5 protein-coding genes are annotated in these 3,917 nt (G+C 39.4%); 1 reads left to right on the top strand and 4 read right to left on the bottom strand.

Features of this window, described 5'->3' with window-relative positions; translation table 11 throughout:
- Positions 1-236: 236 nt before the first annotated feature.
- Complete coding sequence (locus G322_RS0117940; RefSeq protein WP_028866731.1) at positions 237-446, bottom strand: cold-shock protein; 210 nt, start codon at positions 444-446, stop codon at positions 237-239.
- Between the two features lie 300 nt (positions 447-746).
- Here G322_RS0117940 and G322_RS0117945 point away from each other — a divergent pair, with 300 nt between their 5' ends.
- Positions 747-1,199 carry a YaiI/YqxD family protein gene (locus tag G322_RS0117945; protein WP_022943070.1) on the top strand — a complete coding sequence of 151 codons (453 nt, stop codon included), beginning with the start codon at positions 747-749 and terminating at the stop codon, positions 1,197-1,199.
- 81 nt (positions 1,200-1,280) lie between these two features.
- Here the strand turns inward: G322_RS0117945 and nqrM are convergent, their stop codons facing one another.
- The 3 genes from nqrM to nqrF are packed head-to-tail and all read right to left on the bottom strand — an operon-like array spanning position 1,281 to position 3,769.
- The gene (nqrM, locus tag G322_RS0117950; protein WP_022943071.1) at positions 1,281-1,505 is read right to left on the bottom strand and encodes a (Na+)-NQR maturation NqrM; all 225 of its coding nucleotides are present in this window, start codon (positions 1,503-1,505) and stop codon (positions 1,281-1,283) included.
- Entirely contained in the window at positions 1,505-2,542 is a 1,038-nt protein-coding gene (locus G322_RS0117955) for an FAD:protein FMN transferase (protein ID WP_022943072.1), read from the bottom strand. The genes nqrM and G322_RS0117955 overlap by 1 nt, the downstream gene beginning before the upstream one ends.
- Positions 2,543-2,548: 6 nt before the next feature.
- The gene (nqrF, locus tag G322_RS0117960) at positions 2,549-3,769 is read right to left on the bottom strand and encodes an NADH:ubiquinone reductase (Na(+)-transporting) subunit F (RefSeq protein ID WP_022943073.1); all 1,221 of its coding nucleotides are present in this window, start codon (positions 3,767-3,769) and stop codon (positions 2,549-2,551) included.
- Between the last annotated feature and the right edge of the window lie 148 nt (positions 3,770-3,917).

Below are 3,917 nucleotides of genomic sequence, written 5' to 3' on the forward strand. Positions count from 1 at the left end.
TCTATTTTACTGGTTAAAACAACTCACTTCTACGTTGTAAGTTTCGCAAAGGGAACAACCATTTACGTCAACTTACGCCTTGAATTAAGCTGTTTTCCCTGCGTAAAATTTAGATCACATACTTAATGTAATCGGTATTAGTTCATGACTTTCTAACAGGCATAAAAAAAGGCAACCCCTTAGGATTACCTTCTATTCAATCAGAATAGGCTAATGAAAGCCCATCAATAGCTAAATTAAAGCGCTACGATGTTTTCTGCTTGAGGACCTTTTTGACCTTGAGTAACAGTAAACTGTACTTTTTGGCCTTCAGCAAGAGTTTTAAAACCAGTGCTTGCGATTGCAGAGAAATGTGCGAAAACGTCAGGACCGTTCTCTTGCTCGATAAAACCAAAACCTTTAGATTCGTTAAACCATTTTACTGTACCAGTAGTAGTTGTAGACATAATAGTATCCTATTTAATATTTGAGTAATTTAACCTTGAAAATCAAGGCAGTTGGCGAGAAGTGTTGCTATTACTTATGAAGTATAGGATTCGGTACATAATACGGAACATTGAACATAAATATCAAACGAACTTTCAAGCTGGGAGGATTATATATGCCTTAAGATAGCTGTCAACATCTATTTGATAAAAACATAAATTTTTTAAAAAACAAAGCCCTCAATTATATATTCCTGACGCTTTTTCTGGTGTTTCAGGATAAAATAACAGACTACTTTATTAAAGATAGGTAAAACAGAAATGACGATTTGGATAGATGCAGACGCTTGCCCCGTACCCGTACGTGAAATGGTTATCCGCGCCAGTGAACGCACCAGTACCCCACTTGTTTTTGTTGCAAACAGCCCCTTGCCAGTACCACGTAGAGCGCTTATAAAAACAGTGCAGGTCGCGCAAGGGTTTGATGTCGCCGATAACTATATTAGTTTACATGTAGATAAAAAAGATTTAGTAATAACTCAAGATATTCCGTTGGCAGCCGAATTGGTTGAAAAGGGGGTAACCGCATTAAATCCTCGTGGAGAGCTTTATACTCCAGAAAACATTCGTCAACGCTTAGCGATGCGTAATTTTGCACAGGAGTTGCGCGATATTGGTCAAAATACAGGAGGGCAATCAAAATTTGCAGATAAAGAGAAACAGGCATTCGCAAATGCCTTAGATAGATGGTTGCAGAAAAACAAACAAAAATAAAAAGTAACTCGGAAGTGAAACGTTAGTTTCACCTTAATTTAGGTAAGGTAAGTAACTTTACTTCCGACATCACACTCACATTTACAGAATCTGCTCTTCACTTTTAAACTTAGCAATACGCTCAGCTTCCGCATTTTTATTTTTTCTATTTTCACAAGGGTCATCACAATCACAGGACTTTTCAATGCCCACAGAAGCAAGACCGCCACAACTTCCACCAATGGTTTTTTTGTCAAAAATATAACCAATGGACATTGCAACAACAACTAATAAAAAAACCACAAAGGTAGCGATAAAATAGATCATCATTCTTCCTCTAATAAATAGGGTTTAAACTCAGGGGTAAACCGCTCAATAAAATCATCTCCCTGCTTAATTAGCAAAAACACCGCAAGTTTTTTCTGCTGTGCAAAAGCAAAACCTGCTTCAGGTCCAAGTACAGTGATTAATGTCGCTAATCCATCGGCATACATACTGCTTTTGTCGATAACCGTGACGGAGACTAACTTATGATTAATCGGTCTGCCGGTCTTAGGATCAATGGTATGCGAATAACGGATACCATCAAATTCGTAATAATTACGGTAATCTCCCGATGTCGCAATAGCATTATCACCAATTTGAATAAGACGTTGTACGTTTTGCCCAGCAACCGGTCGTTCTATCGCAAGCGTCCACTGTTTACTCGTAGGTTTAGTGCCATTAGCACGCAGTTCACCACCAATATCGATTAAATAGTTATTGATACTTAATGCCTGTAAATGCTCTGCAATCATATCCACGCCATAACCTTTAGCAATAGAGGATAAATCGACATACAAGTCAGGAATTGCTTTATAGAGTGTATTACCGACTACAGTTAAGTGTTCGCTGCCGACACGCTTTTTCTGCTCAGTGATAAGCGCTTCACTTGGTACTTTATTCGGACGTTTATCAGGACCAAATCCCCACAAATTAACCAATGGCCCCACAGTGACGTCAAAGGCTCCATGTGAGGCTTTAAATAAGTTAACAGAAGCCTGCACGACTTTCGCCGTTGCTTCTGAAACAAGCAGTGATACCTCTGCTTGATTAAAACGCGAAAGCTCCGAGTCAGGTCGATAAGTTGACATCTGATCATTCACCAACTCTAACTTTTTATCAATATCAAGTTGTAACGCGGTAAGCGTGTAATTAGAATCCGTCTGTTGCGCCTCATTAAGTACCACAGTCACCTGATAATAGGTACCCATGGTTTTGCCTTGCAGCATAAAAAGTTTATCTTTAGCGGCAGGCTCGCTACAGGATGAAATAAAAAAGGCTAACCCGATTAAGGTTAGCCATTTAGTTATCTGATGCGTCATTACTGCTTAACCAAAGTCATCAAGCATGATGTTTTCATCTTCAACACCAAGGTCTTTTAGCATTGAGATAACCGCTGCATTCATCACGGGAGGACCACACATGTAGAACTCACAATCTTCTGGTGATTCATGTGTATCAAGGTACTCTTTAAGTAGCACATTGTGGATGAAACCCGTATATCCTTCCCAGTTATCTTCAGGTTGCGGATCGCTTAACGCAACATGCCATGAGAAATTTTCATTCTCTTTGGCGATAGTATCAAAATCTTCAACGTAGAACATTTCACGTTTAGAACGTGCGCCATACCAAAAACTCACTTTACGTTTTGTGTGTAAGCGACGGAACTGATCAAAGATATGAGAACGCATTGGCGCCATACCAGCACCACCACCGACAAAAACCATCTCGTTTTCAGTCTCTTTGGCAAAGAACTCACCAAATGGACCAGAAATAGTCACTTTATCACCGGCTTTAAGGCTAAAGATGTACGATGACATGATGCCACAAGGCAGAGAAAGATCACGTGGCGGTGGCGTAGCAATACGCACGTTCAACATGATAATACCCTCTTCACCCGGATAATTCGCCATTGAATAGGCTCGAATGGTTTCTTCGTCTACTTTTGATTCTAAATCGAAAAATTTAAAGTGTTCCCAATCACCACGGTACTGCGCTTCAATGTCAAAATCTTTGTATTTAACATGATGTGCAGGCGCTTCAATTTGGATATAACCACCCGCTTTAAATGGTACGGTTTCCCCACCCGGAATTTGCAGTTTAAGTTCTTTAATAAATGTTGCTTCGTTACCATTAGAGATAACCGTACATTCCCATTTTTTCACGCCAAAAATCTCTTCTGGCAGTTCAATGTTCATGTCTTCTTTAACATTTACCTGACAAGCTAAGCGTTCGCCCTCTTTCGCTTCTTTTTTGCTGATATGGTCAAGCTCAGTCGGTAGAATATCACCACCGCCAGATTTTATTTTCACTTTACACTGACCACATGTCCCCCCACCACCACAGGCAGAAGAAACAAAAATACCCGAGTTTGCTAACGCACCAAGTAGTTTACCACCCGCTTGCGTTTTGATACTTTTTTCTGCATCACCATTAACAGCAATTGTAATGTCACCGGTGCTTACCAATTTTGCTTTTGCTGCTAAAATAATAACAACTAAAGCAAGTACAATAATGGTAAACATGGCAACGCCGAGAAAGATTTCCATCGACTTTTTCCTTGTTTTGAGGAGCTGAAAAACAGCTCCGAAATTCAATTATGGATCGGCTTCAAAATTACTTGTTCTTTATTTTCAAAATAACCAGTCGTTAAGGTTTTTTGAAAATAATTTAGAACAAGTTATTCTGTAACGATTC

Origin of the sequence: Psychromonas hadalis ATCC BAA-638 (assembly GCF_000420245.1) — a bacterium.
Taxonomy (GTDB): Bacteria; Pseudomonadota; Gammaproteobacteria; order Enterobacterales; family Psychromonadaceae; genus Psychromonas; species Psychromonas hadalis.

What these genes read in the sequence shown, in the direction of transcription:
- G322_RS0117940 (WP_028866731.1), bottom strand. Translation starts at nt 446, where the DNA reads ATGTCTACAACTACTACTGGTACAGTAAAATGGTTTAACGAATCTAAA.
- G322_RS0117945 (WP_022943070.1), top strand. Translation starts at nt 747, where the DNA reads ATGACGATTTGGATAGATGCAGACGCTTGCCCCGTACCCGTACGTGAA.
- nqrM (WP_022943071.1), bottom strand. Translation starts at nt 1,505, where the DNA reads ATGATCTATTTTATCGCTACCTTTGTGGTTTTTTTATTAGTTGTTGTT.
- G322_RS0117955 (WP_022943072.1), bottom strand. Translation starts at nt 2,542, where the DNA reads ATGACGCATCAGATAACTAAATGGCTAACCTTAATCGGGTTAGCCTTT.
- nqrF (WP_022943073.1), bottom strand. Translation starts at nt 3,769, where the DNA reads ATGGAAATCTTTCTCGGCGTTGCCATGTTTACCATTATTGTACTTGCT.